Origin of the sequence: Bifidobacterium tissieri, assembly GCF_002259645.1 — a bacterium.
In the GTDB taxonomy this organism is placed as follows: domain Bacteria; phylum Actinomycetota; class Actinomycetes; order Actinomycetales; family Bifidobacteriaceae; genus Galliscardovia; species Galliscardovia tissieri.
In genome coordinates, this window is sequence record NZ_MWWV01000003.1 from 138,364 (window position 1) to 153,079 (window position 14,716).

The 14,716-nt window shown below is 61.0% G+C and carries 10 protein-coding genes; 8 read left to right on the forward strand and 2 right to left on the reverse strand.

Features of this window, described 5'->3' with window-relative positions; translation table 11 throughout:
* Positions 1-385: 385 nt before the first annotated feature.
* Positions 386-1,261, forward strand: coding sequence for an aldo/keto reductase (locus BTIS_RS02180; protein WP_094662505.1), 876 nt, complete (start codon positions 386-388; stop codon positions 1,259-1,261).
* A gap of 142 nt (positions 1,262-1,403) precedes the next feature.
* Here BTIS_RS02180 and BTIS_RS02185 read toward each other — a convergent pair whose 3' ends face one another.
* Positions 1,404-3,125, reverse strand: coding sequence for an aminotransferase-like domain-containing protein (locus BTIS_RS02185; protein ID WP_094662231.1), 1,722 nt, complete (start codon positions 3,123-3,125; stop codon positions 1,404-1,406).
* A 319-nt stretch (positions 3,126-3,444) separates the two neighbouring features.
* Here BTIS_RS02185 and BTIS_RS02190 point away from each other — a divergent pair, with 319 nt between their 5' ends.
* From BTIS_RS02190 to BTIS_RS02220, 7 genes are all read left to right on the forward strand, one after another.
* Positions 3,445-4,161: a LysE/ArgO family amino acid transporter gene (locus tag BTIS_RS02190; protein ID WP_094662233.1), complete on the forward strand. Its 717-nt coding sequence runs from the start codon at positions 3,445-3,447 to the stop codon at positions 4,159-4,161.
* Between the two features lie 463 nt (positions 4,162-4,624).
* Positions 4,625-5,884 carry a peptidase U32 family protein gene (locus BTIS_RS02195; protein ID WP_094662507.1) on the forward strand — a complete coding sequence of 420 codons (1,260 nt, stop codon included), beginning with the start codon at positions 4,625-4,627 and terminating at the stop codon, positions 5,882-5,884.
* Between the two features lie 115 nt (positions 5,885-5,999).
* The gene (locus tag BTIS_RS02200; protein ID WP_094662235.1) at positions 6,000-6,995 is read left to right on the forward strand and encodes a purine nucleoside phosphorylase YfiH/LACC1 family protein; all 996 of its coding nucleotides are present in this window, start codon (positions 6,000-6,002) and stop codon (positions 6,993-6,995) included.
* Between the two features lie 312 nt (positions 6,996-7,307).
* Positions 7,308-8,153 carry an IspD/TarI family cytidylyltransferase gene (locus tag BTIS_RS02205; RefSeq protein ID WP_375137725.1) on the forward strand — a complete coding sequence of 282 codons (846 nt, stop codon included), beginning with the start codon at positions 7,308-7,310 and terminating at the stop codon, positions 8,151-8,153.
* Between the two features lie 57 nt (positions 8,154-8,210).
* Positions 8,211-8,870 (forward strand): pyroglutamyl-peptidase I, encoded by a 660-nt coding sequence (locus BTIS_RS02210; protein WP_094662239.1) that lies wholly within the window; start codon positions 8,211-8,213, stop codon positions 8,868-8,870.
* A 295-nt stretch (positions 8,871-9,165) separates the two neighbouring features.
* On the forward strand, positions 9,166-10,665 hold the full coding sequence (locus tag BTIS_RS02215; protein WP_094662241.1) for a coiled-coil domain-containing protein: 1,500 nt from the start codon (positions 9,166-9,168) through the stop codon (positions 10,663-10,665).
* Positions 10,665-12,035 (forward strand): C1 family peptidase, encoded by a 1,371-nt coding sequence (locus tag BTIS_RS02220; RefSeq protein WP_094662243.1) that lies wholly within the window; start codon positions 10,665-10,667, stop codon positions 12,033-12,035. Before BTIS_RS02215 ends, BTIS_RS02220 begins: the two co-directional genes overlap by 1 nt.
* A 1,243-nt stretch (positions 12,036-13,278) precedes the next feature.
* Here the strand turns inward: BTIS_RS02220 and BTIS_RS02225 are convergent.
* A complete protein-coding gene (locus BTIS_RS02225; protein WP_094662245.1) occupies positions 13,279-14,292 on the reverse strand; it encodes a ribose-phosphate diphosphokinase in 1,014 nt (337 codons plus the stop codon).
* Between the last annotated feature and the right edge of the window lie 424 nt (positions 14,293-14,716).

Below are 14,716 nucleotides of genomic sequence, written 5' to 3' on the forward strand. Positions count from 1 at the left end.
TCCATGCCAAGGCGGGCTTTTCCGTATGCCTTCGTGCTTGTCGGACGCATGCATGCGTCGCATGAGCATTGGGGATGGGCGCAGATGCTTATTGGACGTATGCATGTGCCAAATGAGCACGGTGGCGGCACTTGGGTGCGTATTGGACGTATGCAGGCGTCGAAAAAGCACGGGGGAGATGCCTGGGTGCTTGTTGGACGCATGGGTGTGTCCGATAAGCACCGGACGGGCGGTAAAATCGACGATTGCTGTCATACGGGTGCTGTACCGCATCTGCCGTACTCGTCATACGGTCGTCGTATGCCGAGTCGTGAAATCCGCCGTGTTCTTTACGCTGAATGTGGACGATCATGACATATTCATGACGCGAATGAAGGAGCAGAACATGACGTTGCGGCGTAACATCGGTCCGTTCGAGACCACGGCCATCGGCATCGGCGAGATGGGCCTGACCATTGAGGGATATCCGAGTCATGAGCAGGCGTTGGAGACGATTCACGCCGGTCTCGACGCCGGCTCCCGCATGATCGACACCGCGTGGGCGTACTACGCGCCCGGCGAGGAGGAGCAGACCGGCGAGAAGCTCACCCGCGAGGCGCTCGACAGCTGGAACGGACCGCGCGACGAGGTGCTTGTCGCCACCAAGATCGGTCTGCGTCGTGATTTCGATGAGAACGGCAAGCCGATCTGGCCGCGCGACGGCAAGCCTGAACATCTGCTCGAGTACGGCAAGCAGTCGGCGATGGCGCTCGGCGTCGACACGATCGATCTGCTGTACATGCACCGTCACGATCCCGAAGTGCCGTACAACGAGTCGATCGAAGCCGTCCGCCAGCTGCTCGACGAAGGCGTGGCCCGCTATGCCGGCGTCTCCAATGTGATGATCGAACAGCTCGACATAGCGCGCGGTATTCTTGGCGACCGTCTGATCGCCGTGCAGAACCAGTATTCGCCGATCCATCGTGAAACGCGCGATACGCTGGACTACTGCGCGAAGCTGGGACTGGCGTTCGTGTGCTGGAGTCCGCTTGGCGGCTTCCGACACCCATACGACGAGCATCTGTTCGATCCGTTCCGCGAGGTGGCGGCGGCTCGCGGCGTGAGCTACCAGCAGGTCACGCTCGCGTGGGAGCTGGCACAGGGCGACCACATGTTCGTGATCCCCGGATGCCACCGTCCCGCCACGTTCCTTGATTCGTTCAAGGCCGGCGATCTGACGCTCACCGACGAGGAACTCGCCAAGCTCAACGCGGGTGCGTGAACGCCGGAGTCCGCACACGCATGTGACGAATGCGAATGGGCGCGCGACCATGACTGCATGATCGTGCGCCCATTCGCGTCGCTGTGATTGCGCACGGTTCCGGACTCCGGTGCCGCTCGAACTCGTAGAAGTGCAGGCGTCCCTAGAGCTTTCTCGCCACGTCGGCGAGTGTGCGTGCGGCCGCGGCGAACTCCTCGGGCGTGGTATACGCGTAGCTCAGACGAAGCGAATTATCGCCCTCGAAATCGTAGATATCGCCGGGGTTGAGGAGTATGCCGGCCTCCACGGCCTTGGCGAACAGACGGTTCATCGGCATCGGCTGGTCAAAGGTCAGCCAGATGTAGAAGCCGCCGTCCGGCACTCTCCAATGCGCACGGCATGTGCCGGACGGTGCCGTTATGCCGGACGTTGCTGTCGCGCTCGACGTTGTTCTCGCGTTCGCTATTGTCACTGCGCTCGACGTTGTATCTTCTGATATTGCGTCCGGTGAATTCCCTGTCAAATCATTAGTCAAATCATTAGTTAAATCAGCAAACTTGCTGACTGCGGCATCGTCGTACTCGCTGTACGAACCGTTTGTTGAATCGCCAAACAATTCTTCAAGCGTATCCAACGCCGCATCCCGGCGGCGTCGCAACTCCCGCTTGAGCCCGGCAAGATACTCGTCGTACATGCCGTTGGTGAGGAACCGGGCGAACACCCACTGCGAGAGCAGACTTGCACCATAATCCATCTGCATCTTCACATCGGCCATACGATGCACGATCGGCTCGGGAGCCACGATCCACCCGATGCGCAGGCCGGGGGCAAGCGCCTTCGAGGCGCTCCCCAAGTAGATCACCATGCCGGTCTCGTCCATCGCCTTAAGCGGCAACGGCGGGCGATCGCCGAAGTGCAGGTCCTGATACGCGCCGTCCTCGATGATCGGCAGACGGTTGGCCACGCAGCATTCGATGAGCTCACGTCGTCGCACCTCGCTCATGGTGCGGCCGGTGGGGTTGTGGTTCGTGGGGATCGTATACAGTACGGACCCCGATCCGCGGTGTCGGGCACTCGCCGTACCGATGCCATTGCCTCCGTTTCGATTGAGACCGCTGCTGCTGAGCATATCCGACAGTCCGCTGACGCTTAGCCCGTCATCATCCATGGGCACACCCGTCAGATGCATGCCCGCCGACTGGAATACCTGCAACGACTTGATATAGCTCGGAGCCTCGGCGAATACGGTGGAACCCGCGCCGAGCAGACTCACCGAAATGATCTGCAACGCCTGCAGTGCGCCCGACGTGACAAGGATCTGCGAGGCATCGGTGTCGATGCCGAGTCTGCGCATGTGGTCGGCGATCGCCTCGCGCAGTTCGGGAATGCCCTCGGGTTCGGGGTATCCCATCGAATCGATCTCGTCGGCGGCCTGCCGCATCACCGTGCGCCACATGTCGGTGGGGAAGAGGCGCGGATCGAGTTCACCGGTGCCCAGCCGGGCCATATGCGGTGCGAATTCGAGACGGTTGATCGCCTGGATCGTGTCATTGTTTGCCTTGAAGAATCCGGACGACACGTAGTCGGCCCAATCCGGCGCGCCAGGCAGCATCAGCGACCAGGTGTTGCTGACGATGCGCGTGCCGGCGCCGTGGGCCCCCTCCACGATGCCGTAGTCGGCGAGCTCGTTCACGGCGGCGATCACGGTGGATCGGTTCACACCGAACCCCTCGGCCAGCGCGCGCTGCGAGGGGAGACGCGCGCCGATGGGCCACGCGCCGCTCGACACCTGCCGACACATGTACTGCACGATCTGCTCGGTCACCGGCACGTTCAGCGTGCGGTTCGGCTTCCAGTCAATGACGAGCGGTGCCGGTCTAGCCATGTGGAATCCCCCTCTGACGGTTGTGTGGTGTGCGCGGTGGCGGCGGTCGTGGCGCGAACGATATGCTATCCGTGGTGTTTGGCTGTCTACTCAACGATTTTGGTTGGCTGTTTGGTTGATGACGTTGATATCGTTTGGCCGGTTGCCAATTGTAGTGTCACCCATAGAATGATGGATAGAAATTGGCCAATATCACTATTTGCAACGATTTCTATTGGTTATGGTGTGGTGGGAATAGCGATTTTGGTTGAGTGAATATGATCCATCCAAAACTAATGTGGGTGGATCATGGCTGTGATTGGATGGGAAGAGGTAGGTCATGGGATTCTATTTGCAAGGCCTTACGATGGGGCTGGCCTATATCGCGCCGATCGGCATGCAGAACCTGTTCGTCATCAACTCGGCGTTGACCAAGACGCGTCGTCATGCACTGCTGACCGCGTTGATCGTGATCGTGTTCGACGTATCGCTGTCGTTGTCATGCTTCTTCGGCATCGGCACGCTTATGCAGCGTTACGACTGGCTGCGCCTCGCGGTGCTGGCCGTGGGTGGTGTGGTAGTGATCGGCATCGGCGGCGGTCTGCTGCGCCAGCGCGTGGATGCCGACTCCGCCCCGCATGCTGCGGTTACTTCGGATGCTCGCACCGCTGCACACACTGACACTGATGTCGCGAGGTCCTCCGACCGTATGGCGTCGGGCAAGTCAGGCAAGGGTTTGGGGACGCTGGGCGGCTTTCTGGGCAAGACCATCTCCACCGCATGCGTAGTGACCTGGTTCAACCCGCAGGCCATCATCGACGGCACGCTGATGCTCGGTGCATTCTCCGCCACGCTCACCGCCTCGCAGTCCACGCCGTTCATCACTGGTGTGGAGACCGCATCCATCGCATGGTTCATCGGTGTGACGCTACTCGTGTCCGCATTCCGCAACCGTTTCAGCCCCAAGGTGATCGGTGTGCTCAACAAGGTATGTGGCGCGGTGATCATCGCCTACGGTGTCAAGCTGCTCGTCCAGTTCGCGCTCGCCGTGATCTGACGTCCGTGTTGAGGGGTTCTGTGGGATTATGTGCGATTGGTCGCTGGGTCTCCGGAGCGGACAGCGCACAACTCGAAGATACCCTTCGGAAAACGCCCTATTTCGGGCCTTATATTGCAGTTCTGTGATTTGTGAACCGACGCCTTATCGATACTGCGGGAATTTGGGCTCGAAAACCGAACATTTCTGACTGCGACACGTCCGTAACAACGGTCCGCAACGGTCTGTATCGGTTTGCACCGGGTTGCATCGGTTTGCATTGGGCTATTCCGCTACGTCCGTCTCTTCCGATGGTCAATGAAGCCGCCCGTGCTCCGTTCATCCGGATGCCGGCCACTCCGCCCACTCCGAGAGCGAAGGGCCAGCGTTCCTGCCTCTGCCTGCCGCTAGACTTATGGGCGCTATGAACGTTAACGAATCCCTGAACACCGCAGCCGGCATTGCGCAGACCGGCACCCCGACCATGATCCGCCGCACCTCGCCCGAAGTGCTCGCACCGGCAGGCAACCTCAAGTCCTTCAAGGCCGCCATCGACTTCGGTGCCGACGCCGTCTACTGCTCAGGCAAGATGTTCGGCATGCGCTCCGCTCCCAAGAACCTTTCCCTCGAGGAGATCGCCGAGGCTCGCGACTACGCTCACGCCCGCGGCGCTCGCATCTACATCACCTGCAACATCCTGCCCCGCAACGAGGAGATCGCCGGCATCCGCGAATACATCGGCCAGCTTGCCGACATTGGTGTGGATGCGATCATTGTCACCGACATCGGCGTGATGATGATGGCCCACCGCATCGCGCCGGACCTCGAACTGCACGTGAGTACCCAGGCGGGCGTGACCAACTGGCTCGCCGCGAACGAACTGCACGAACTCGGTGCCAAGCGCGTGGTCCTGGCCCGCGAGCTCAGCCTCGACACCGTGCGCGGCATTCGCGCCAACGTGCCTGCTGATCTCGACATCGAGGCGTTCGTGCACGGATCGATGTGCATGGCGTTCTCCGGCCGCTGCCTGATCTCCAACTATCTGACCGGACGCGACGGCAACCACGGCGAATGCGCACAGCCCTGCCGCTGGAAGTACCATCTGGTGGAGGAGAAGCGCCCCGGCCAGTACTTCCCGATCGAGGAGACCGACAAGGGCTCCTACATCTTCAACTCACAGGACATGTGCATGCTCGAACACGTGGGCGACGTGATCGACGCCGGCGTGACCAGCCTCAAAATCGAGGGCCGCGCCAAAAGCGTCTACTACATCTCCGCCATGACCAACGCCTACAAGTGCGCGGTCAATCTGTGCCTGGAAGCCGACGATCCGCGTGACGTCGTACTCCCCGAATGGCTGCGCGCAGAACCGTACAAGGTCTCGCACCGCGACTACAGCACTGGATTCTGGTACCCCGAACACAAGGTCACCCAGAACGCCGACCGCAACGGCTACTACCGCGACTGGGTGCTCGTGGGCGAGACCCGCGGCTGGGCGGACGGCCGACTCACGTTCATGGGACACAACAAGATCACGCCCGGCCAGACCGTGGAGATCCTGCGTCCCGGCGAGCCCCCGGTACGCATCGAATCGGCCGACGACTCGTTCCTCGACGCGGACGGCGTGCCCGTCGCCGCGGCCGCATACCCCACGCGCACGTTCTCCATGGCCTGCCCCGAGCCTGTGGCCGACGGACTGATGATGCGCTCGCCCGCACCCAACCGCACACTCAAGGCCGAATGATCGGAACGCGCGGAATGATCGGAACGTTCGAATAATCGGCACGCGCGATCGCAACGATCACAGAGCGCACATGATCGAACACAGATCGAATGCAAAGGACTAGCAAGGACCAACAATGCCTAACGACAACACCAACTACGACAACGAAATCCTCAACAGCAACGCCATCCCCAGCCACGACAAGAACGGTCGCCCCATCCCCGTGACCATCCCGATCCAACTCGCCCCCGGCATCAAGGTGGTGTACACCACGCGTCTCGGCGGCGTCTCCACGGGCGACTGGGCCGGACTCAATCTCGGCGGACGCGGCGGCGACGATCCCGCGCACGTGGTCGCCAACCGCCAGGCGCTTGCCGACGAGCTTGGCGTGAAACTCTCCCTGATCGGTCAGGTGCACTCCGGCATCGCCGTGGACACTGACGAACTCTGGGAGGAAAACGCCCCCTACGGTTTCGACGCGTCCGGCACCGCACTGCCCGACGGCACCGAAGCCCGCCGTGTGGAGGCAGACGGACAGGTGACCAACCAGCGCGGCGTAGCCCTCGGCATGTTCGCTGCGGACTGCCTGCCCGTGCTGTTCGCCGACCCCGAATCCGGTGTGATCGGCGCGGCTCACTGCGGCCGTCGCGGACTGCAGAGCGGTGTGATCGGCGCCACCGTGGACCTCATGGTGGCCAAAGGTGCCAAGCGCGAATCCATCGTCGCCACGCTCGGCCCATGCATCTGCGGCGACTGCTACGAAGTGGGCGATGAGATCGCTGAGGACTTCCAGAACCGCTTCCCGCTCACGCGCACCGTCACACGATTCGGCGGTGCCGGCGTGGATCTCAACGAAGCCGCGATGATCGACCTCGCATTCGCCGGCGTGACCAAGGTCGGCCAGTCCATGCCGCGCGTGAACGCCGCCACCCAGTACCTCGATGCCGACGAGGAGCTCGCCGAGCTGTGCCGTACCGACGGCGAAGGCCCCGAGTCCCTGCATGAGCGCCTCGAACAGATCCGTCACAGCATGTGCACGCTCGAGAACCCGCTGTGGTACTCGCATCGCCGCGCCGCGCTCGCCGGCAAGAGCCACGAAGGTCGCCTCCTCGCCCTGATCGTCCGCGAGTAACCAAACCCGCTCCGCTCCACACCGAGCGCACGCCGCACCGTCCCGTAGCGTCACTTCCACGAGTGCGGGAATTCCCGAACCGCAGCATGAATAAAACACGGCGAACCCGTAGCGCCCGTACACGCGACGTGAAAGATTCGGGCAGTTGTCGATGGGCGGGCGCGGCATCCCCCCGAAGCGGCTACGGTGGTGCCCATGTGTGAGAAGAGCGATGTTACCCAGAACGATCCGACTGTCGACTCCGCTGTCGACCCGACCGTCAGTGTGAATGCCGATCCGGCCGCCACAGCAGCAGTGCAGTCGGCAGCAGCAGTGCAGTCGGCACAGTCCGTGCATCCCGAACAGTCCACCCCGCTGCCCACCGATGTCCCTGTGGTGGCCGTCGTGCTGGCCGCGGGATTCGGCACCCGCTTCGACCCCGACAACCCCAAGCAGCTCGTGTCGGTGGGTGGCAAGGAGATCGTCCTGTGGTCCATCGAGGCGTTCGAGCACAATCCGCTGGTCTCCGACATCATCGTCGTGGTCAATCCGCGTGTGCACGAGCAGGTGGAGAGTCTGATCGTCAACAATGGCATGAGCAAGGTGCGCATGGTGATCGAAGGCGGTGCCGAACGTTCCGACAGCACGCAGATCGCATTGCAGACGCTTGCCGACGCCGGCATCCCCGACGATGCGAAGGTGCTGATCCACGACGCCGTGCGACCGTTCGTCGAACAGTCCGCCATCCGCGGCTGCATCGAGACGCTCAACCAGTTCCGTGCCGCCACCGTGGCCGTGCCCTCCACCGACACCGTGCTGCTGACGCAGGATCTCGGTGACCGCAAGATCATCTCCTCGGTGCCCGAACGTCCTGACACGTTCCGCGCGCAGACTCCGCAGGCGTTCCGTTTCTCCACGATCCGCGAGGCGTACGCCAAGGCGGTGGGTGATCCCGACTTCCATCCCACCGACGACACCCGTGTGGTGGTCGACTATCTGCCCGGCACTCCGGTGGCCATCGTGGCCGGTGCCGATACGAATCTCAAGATCACCACACTCGCCGACATTCCCGTGGCGGAGAACATCGCCGCGAATCTGACGCAGGGCATGTCGAAGGAGGAGGCTCGCGCCCGTATGCATGCCATGCTGTCTGGCGCGCTCGACCAGATGCGTCGATAAGCGGTCACCCCTACAACGTCACCCAACGTCAGCCCTACAGCACTTACACTAGGAATCATGCAAGAGTTCAACGTCGTCATTTCCGGATTCGACCATTACGAGGACATCGACACCAACCCTTCGGCCGAAGTGTGCGCGGCGCTGGAATCACGTGGCGTTGAGCCGTCCGAAGACAGTGCCGGCATCGTGCACATCAACGTCACATCCGTGTTGATTCCGTTGAGTTTCCAGAATGCGTGGCCAACGCTGCGTGACGCGATCGATCGTGTGCATCCGGACATGGTGCTTGCCACCGGACTCAAGACGCATGCGCATTCCGTGGCATTGGAACGCTGCGCCACCAATCTGATCGACGCATCGCGGCCTGATGCGGACAATATTCAGCCGCGTCGTGCGCCCATCGATCCGGATGGGCCGGCCGCCTACTGGACACGTCTGCCGTTGCGTACGATCCTGCATGATTTTGCCGAGCAAAACATTCCCGCCACATTGAGTTCCGATGCGGGCACGTTCGTATGCAATTCGTTGTTCTATCGTCTGCTGGACTGGAATTCCATGCAGTCGACGGCGTTGTCCGGATTCCTGAGCTTCCCCAAGATGAATGATGGTGGCAAGTACGGTTCGGGACTGTCGTTGGAGCAGATGATTGCCGCAGCGCAGGACGTGATCCGTGCCACCGCGGACTATGCGATCCACCCGGTTTCCGACGAGATCTGAACCGTGATCTGAGACGAACACCGTTTGTACTCAGCTCGCACCACCATGCATGATCACGACGATCGGATTGTCCTCCGGTCGTCTTTTTTCGTTACGTCATTCTCCACGTTTTGCATACGGATCAGCGGCTTTTCATCATGCTTCGAACAGCCTGTGATGACTGTGTGTGACATCTGTGCCAAGTATGAGCTGCTGCGGCGCGGCAGAGCGATGCGTGCGCTAAAGTTCCAAGCAGTCGGGGGCGAATCATGCTCCCGTGCAATCGATCGAAGGTAGTGGCAAGGCAGGAGCTGTTATGGCAGAGGAATTCCCCGTCGTTCTGCGTGGGTATGACAAGGAGCGGGTCGATCAGGCGATGGCCGGCATGCGTGAGAACACCGAACGCATGCGTGAGCAGATCAAGGCGTACGATCAGCGCATTTTGCAGTTGGAGGCCGAACTGCGCGAGGAGAAGTCCCGCAAGGCCGCTCCCCAGAAGAACTCCTTCGCATCGTTGGGCGCCTCCGCCCAGCAGCTGCTCGCCTCCGCTGAGCAGACCAGCCGTGAACTGCTCGACCGTGCCAAGCAGGACGCGGCCCGCATTCGCAAGACGGCTCAGGAAAAGGCCGACACCATGCTCAACAACGCGTCGATCGATGCCGCGCAGGTGCAGGATGACGCCAAGGCCGAAGCCGAGGCGATGACCTCCAAGGCCCGCACCGAAGCCGACACGATCCTCGCTTCCGCCAAGCAGACCGCGCAGCAGCTCAGGTCCGTGTCCGAGAAGCGCGCCGCCGAACAGCATGAGACCCTGCAGCTCGAACTTGCCGCCGCGCGTTCCGATCAGGAGAAGCAGCTTGCCGCCGAGAAGGCCGCGCATGAGCGTACGCTCGCCGAGCAGCGCACTGAGCTGACCCGTGAGATCGCGGAGCAGCGCAAGATCGCCGACGAGGAGATCGCCAAGAAGAAGGCAGAGTCCGACGACCGTATTCAGAGGGCGCTGGATCAGGCCAATGTCCGCCTCAACGAGATGCGTGATCAGGCAGGCAAGATGCTGTCCGACGCCAAGCGCCAGTCCGGCGAGATCCTCGAGAAGGCGAAGGCCGAGGCCCGTCGCATCACCGACGCCGCCGATGTCGAGCGCGCCGACAAGCTCGCCAAGGTGGGTGCCGAGGTCGAACAGATCCGCAAGGACATCGCCGCTCAGCAGGATGAGGCCACCGCGAAGGTGAAGGAAGTGCTCGCCAACGTCAAGGAGCGCAGCGAGCAGGCCCGTCGCGAGGCCGACGAGCTGCTGGAACAGGCCAAGAAGGCCCGTTCCCAGGCCGACGATTACTCCGCGGTCAAGCACGACGAGGCCGACAAGCAAAGCAAGGCGCTGATCGACGAGGCCACTCGCAAGGCCGAGGCGCAGGTGGAGCAGCGTCGTCAGGCCGCCGAGAAGGAGATCAACGGTCTGCAGGAGCACATCACCGCACTGCAGAACCGTGAGGCGTCCATCACGGCTCGTGTGGATGAGCTGCGTTCGATCTTCGCTGACGCGTTCGGATTCGGTGGCGTGGCCGGTGCCGCGGCCGGGGTGTTTGGCGCAGCCAACGCCGAGAAGGCCGTTGTCGAGGATGCGAAGAACGTCGCAGCCGCTGCTGCGGAGGATGCCGCCGCCGCTGCGGATGAGGCCAAGCTGTCCAGTGCCAAGGGCGAGGCTCCGGATGTGCCCGTGGCCAACGCGGTGGCCGACCCCGTGGTCGCCGATGAACCGACCGAGCCCGCCAAGCCGTCCGCGGCAGGGAACGCAGGAAACGAAGGGAACCGCTGATGACCGCAGAAACTGCAACCGCGACTTCCGCAACCGCAACCGCTGATTTCACGCCGCTGTCCGACGCCCGTCTGGCCGAGTTGCGTGAGGGATTCGACTCCCGTGAGGCCAACCGCATCGCCATGAACGCGGTGACCGACGCCGGCATCGACAAGGTGGCCCGCAACTTCGACCGCGCCCGTCTGATGCAGCGTCGCTTCTCCGTGACCGTGGATAATGGCAAGGTCACGTCTCAGGCACGTTCCGGCCGCTGCTGGCTGTTCAGCTCGCTCAATGTGGCGCGTTTCGTGGCGAAGAAGAACCTCGGCATCAAGGATTTCGAATTCTCGCAGAGCTACGCGATGTACTTCGACAAGCTGGAGCGCGTGAACTACTTCATGCAGGACGTGGCCGCGCTGGTGGCCGCCGGCGAGCCGTCCGACTCCCGTCTGATGCAGCACCTGCTGCACGACGTGATGGGTGATGGCGGCCAGTGGACGATGGCGCTCAACGTGTACGTCAAGCATGGTGCCGTGCCCAAGGATCTGTTCCCGGAGACCGCGTCCAGCCAGAACACCGGTCAGATGAACACGAATCTGCGCGCGCTGCTGCGTGGTGCCGTGTGCAAGCTGTACGCCGGCGAGGATGCACAGTCGGTGATCGATGAGACGCTGGCCGCCGCGCATCGTATTCTGACGATCCACCTTGGTACGCCGCCCACCAGTTTCGATTGGGAGTGGACGGATGACGATGGCGAGTTCCACCGTGTGGGCGAGATCACGCCGGTCGAGTTCTGGCACAAGTACGTGGATGCCGGCCTTGAGGACTATGTATGCCTGGTCGACGATCCTCGTGCCGAGCATCCGAAGGGCGTGAAGATCGGCATCGAGCATCTGGGCAACGTGGTGGGCGGTACGCCGACCGAGTACCTCAACGTGCCGGTGTCGTTCATGAAGGAGTGCGCTCGCAGGATCATGAGCGAGCAGGGCATTCCGGTGTGGTTCGGTGCCGACTGCCATCCCATGATGGATCGCGAAAACGGCGCATGGGCCACTGACCTGTTTGAATATGGTCGCGTGTATGACGTGGATTATGCGATGGACAAGGAGGAGCGTGTGCGCTTCGCCGATTCCGCCATGAACCACGCGATGGCGTTCGTGGGCGTTGACGTGGCCGACGATGGCACGACCACGCGTCGCTGGCGTGTGGAGAACTCGTGGGGCGACAAGATCGCCGACAAGGGCTACTTCACGATGAGCGACGACTGGTTCAGCGAATACGTCTACGAGGTCGCCGTCCCCAAGTCCATGCTCCCCAAGGAATACCAGGAAGCCCTCACCACCCCCGCCCTTATGCTCCCCGCTTGGGACCCAATGGGCGCTTTGGCCTGACGGCCGCCGACGTCAGGCCAAACGAGGAAAGCGTTAAGCGTGACAGTCCGGTGGACTGTCACGTAGCTTTCCCGCGGTGGGTTGCCGACGCAACCCGCCGCAACCGCTTTGGCCTGCTGTTTCCGCGGAGTGCGCGCTGGCCAATACGCGTGGAGGCGTAGGGAGACAGTCCGGTGGACTGTCGAGTAGCCGATTGCCGTCGCAACCCTTTGGGGTCCACTGTTTTCACGAAATTCTTATCGACCAACACATACCAAGGCATGAAAATCTAGTCCTGCGAATCGTTGAGTAGCTCGCTCGTTATCGTTGTGATCCGACATCTTCGGCATATCACTGTATCCTGCAGCACGCTCCTGCAACGACGTTATTGAACGCGTTCTTTCATTACTCTCGCCGGCTGTTGGCCGGACGACAGAGGCCGATAATAACAACATCAGTTACATTTAGAAAGACAGTCCCAGGACAATCCCCCGTACCCTTTCGGCATTGGCGAGAGGGTCTATCGTGCGCGCGTCATGCCTTCGTATCGTGGCAGAGAATGCAATATTGAGCACGTACAGCATTCTCTGCCACTGGCTGTGGCACAGAATCCACGGATGACGAATTGTTCCATTCTCTGCCATGGAAAACGGCATGAAATCGCGGATTATTGATCGATTTCTGGGTAATAACGGTCTATCCCATCCCTTGATGTCATGACGCTTGTGGCAGAGAAGCGTGATAGATCAATTTCGTGCATTCTCTGCCACATCGTCGTGGCAGAGAATACGAAAACAGGGTATTGCCGCATAATGTGGCAAGGAATCGTGGCAGAGAATGCAAAAATCAAGAGCATTGTCATTCTCTACCAAAGGCTGTGGCAGAGAATGGAAAAGTTGACAGTATCGTCGTTCGTTGCCACAGCCTGTGGCACAGAATCTCCAATACAGCCGATTGGTCGTTCGCTGCCAATCATCAGTACGCGATCGGGCGTATCGCATCGTCTCATATGAAAAATCTGCAGTGAGGACAGATGATGATGCAAGGAACGCATTGGTCCATCCTTGCAATCGTTCAATCAGCGGCCATAACAGTGCCCGATAAACACGAAGGTGTCTGACTCGAAGCGTATACGAGTCAGACACCTTCATCATCGTGTGCCGTGTGCCGTGCGACGCACTTGATATCAGTCAGTAGCTAACCGCATCACACGCAACCACGCATCACGCATAAATGCATCACACATAAATGCATCACACGCACATCACGCATAAATATTGCGAGCGCGCATGTCGCTGGGCAGACCCTCGAGCAGATGGGTCACGGAGTCGCTTTCGAACACGGAACGGATGCCGGCGGCCAGCAGCGGTGCGATCGACAGCACGGTCATGCCGTCGAAGCGCTTTTCGGCGGGAACCGGCACGGTGTCGGTGAGGATGATCTCGCGCGCACCGCAGGACTTGAGTCGTTCCACGGCCGGGCCGGACAGCAGTCCGTGCGTGGCGACGAGCGTCACGCTCTTGGCACCGGCGTTACGCAGCACCTTCACGGCCTCGCAGATCGTGCCGGCGGTGTCGATCATGTCGTCGACGACGATGCAGTCGCGGCCTGCGACCTCGCCGATGATGCCGTGCGCTTCGGCGTGGTTCGGACGGGTGATGTCGCGGGACTTGTGGATGAAGGCGAGCGGACGGTTGTCAAGCTTGGCGGCCCAGCGCTCGGACACCTTGATGCGGCCGGCGTCGGGGGAAACGATGGTCACGTTGCCGAGTTCGCAGTGGTTGCGCACGTAGTCGATGAGGATCGGCATGGCGGTGAGATGATCGACCACGCCGTCGAAGAATCCCTGCTCCTGCGATGCGTGCAGGTCCACGGTCATGATGCGGTCGGCGCCGGCGGTCTTGAACAGGTCGAACACGAGTCGTGCGGTGATGGGCTCGCGGCCCTGGTGCTTCTTGTCCTGACGGGAGTAGCCAAGGAACGGCAGCACGGCGGTGATGGAACGGGCGGACGCGCGCTTGAGTGCGTCGATCATGATGAGCTGTTCCATGATCCACTTGTTGATGGGATCGGTGTGGCTCTGGATCACGAACACGTCGGCACCGCGCACGGGCTGGGTGAAGCGCACGTACATCTCGCCGTTGGCGAAGTCATAGGCGGTTGTCGGAAGAATGTCAAGTCCCAGACATTTCGCCACTGCTTCGGACAGCTCCGGATATGCACGTCCAGTAACGACGGCGAGTTTGCGAATGGGGGTTTCTTCCAATACCGTGGCCATGTTGGCGATCTCCTTTCGACCTCAAGACATAGTAGTAGGTCGGCGCGTCATTTCCTTTATACAGGGTACGGGAATCCGCGGCGAGAATGGCCGGGGGAGCGGTTTTTCCTCAAACTCGTCCAATTTACGAAGTGGCAACCGTCCGTTCATTCCACATTGTGGAAGATCGCCGCTTTTTGACCCTCCTCACTCCTTAGTGTGATCACACTAAAAAACGGGGTTGTTGGAATTTCAACGTTTTGGAGGGATCCGTCACGATAGTGTGATCACACTAAGGGAGAAGGGGCGGAGAAATGAACGGCAAGAATGTGAGACAAAGCGGCGGTTTCGCAGCGGCTCGTCTATAGTGATGTAGTCCGTGCCCATGGAGGGGCATGGCAATTCACAGATGCTATCCAATACATAGCAATGAAAGAGGTGAGAA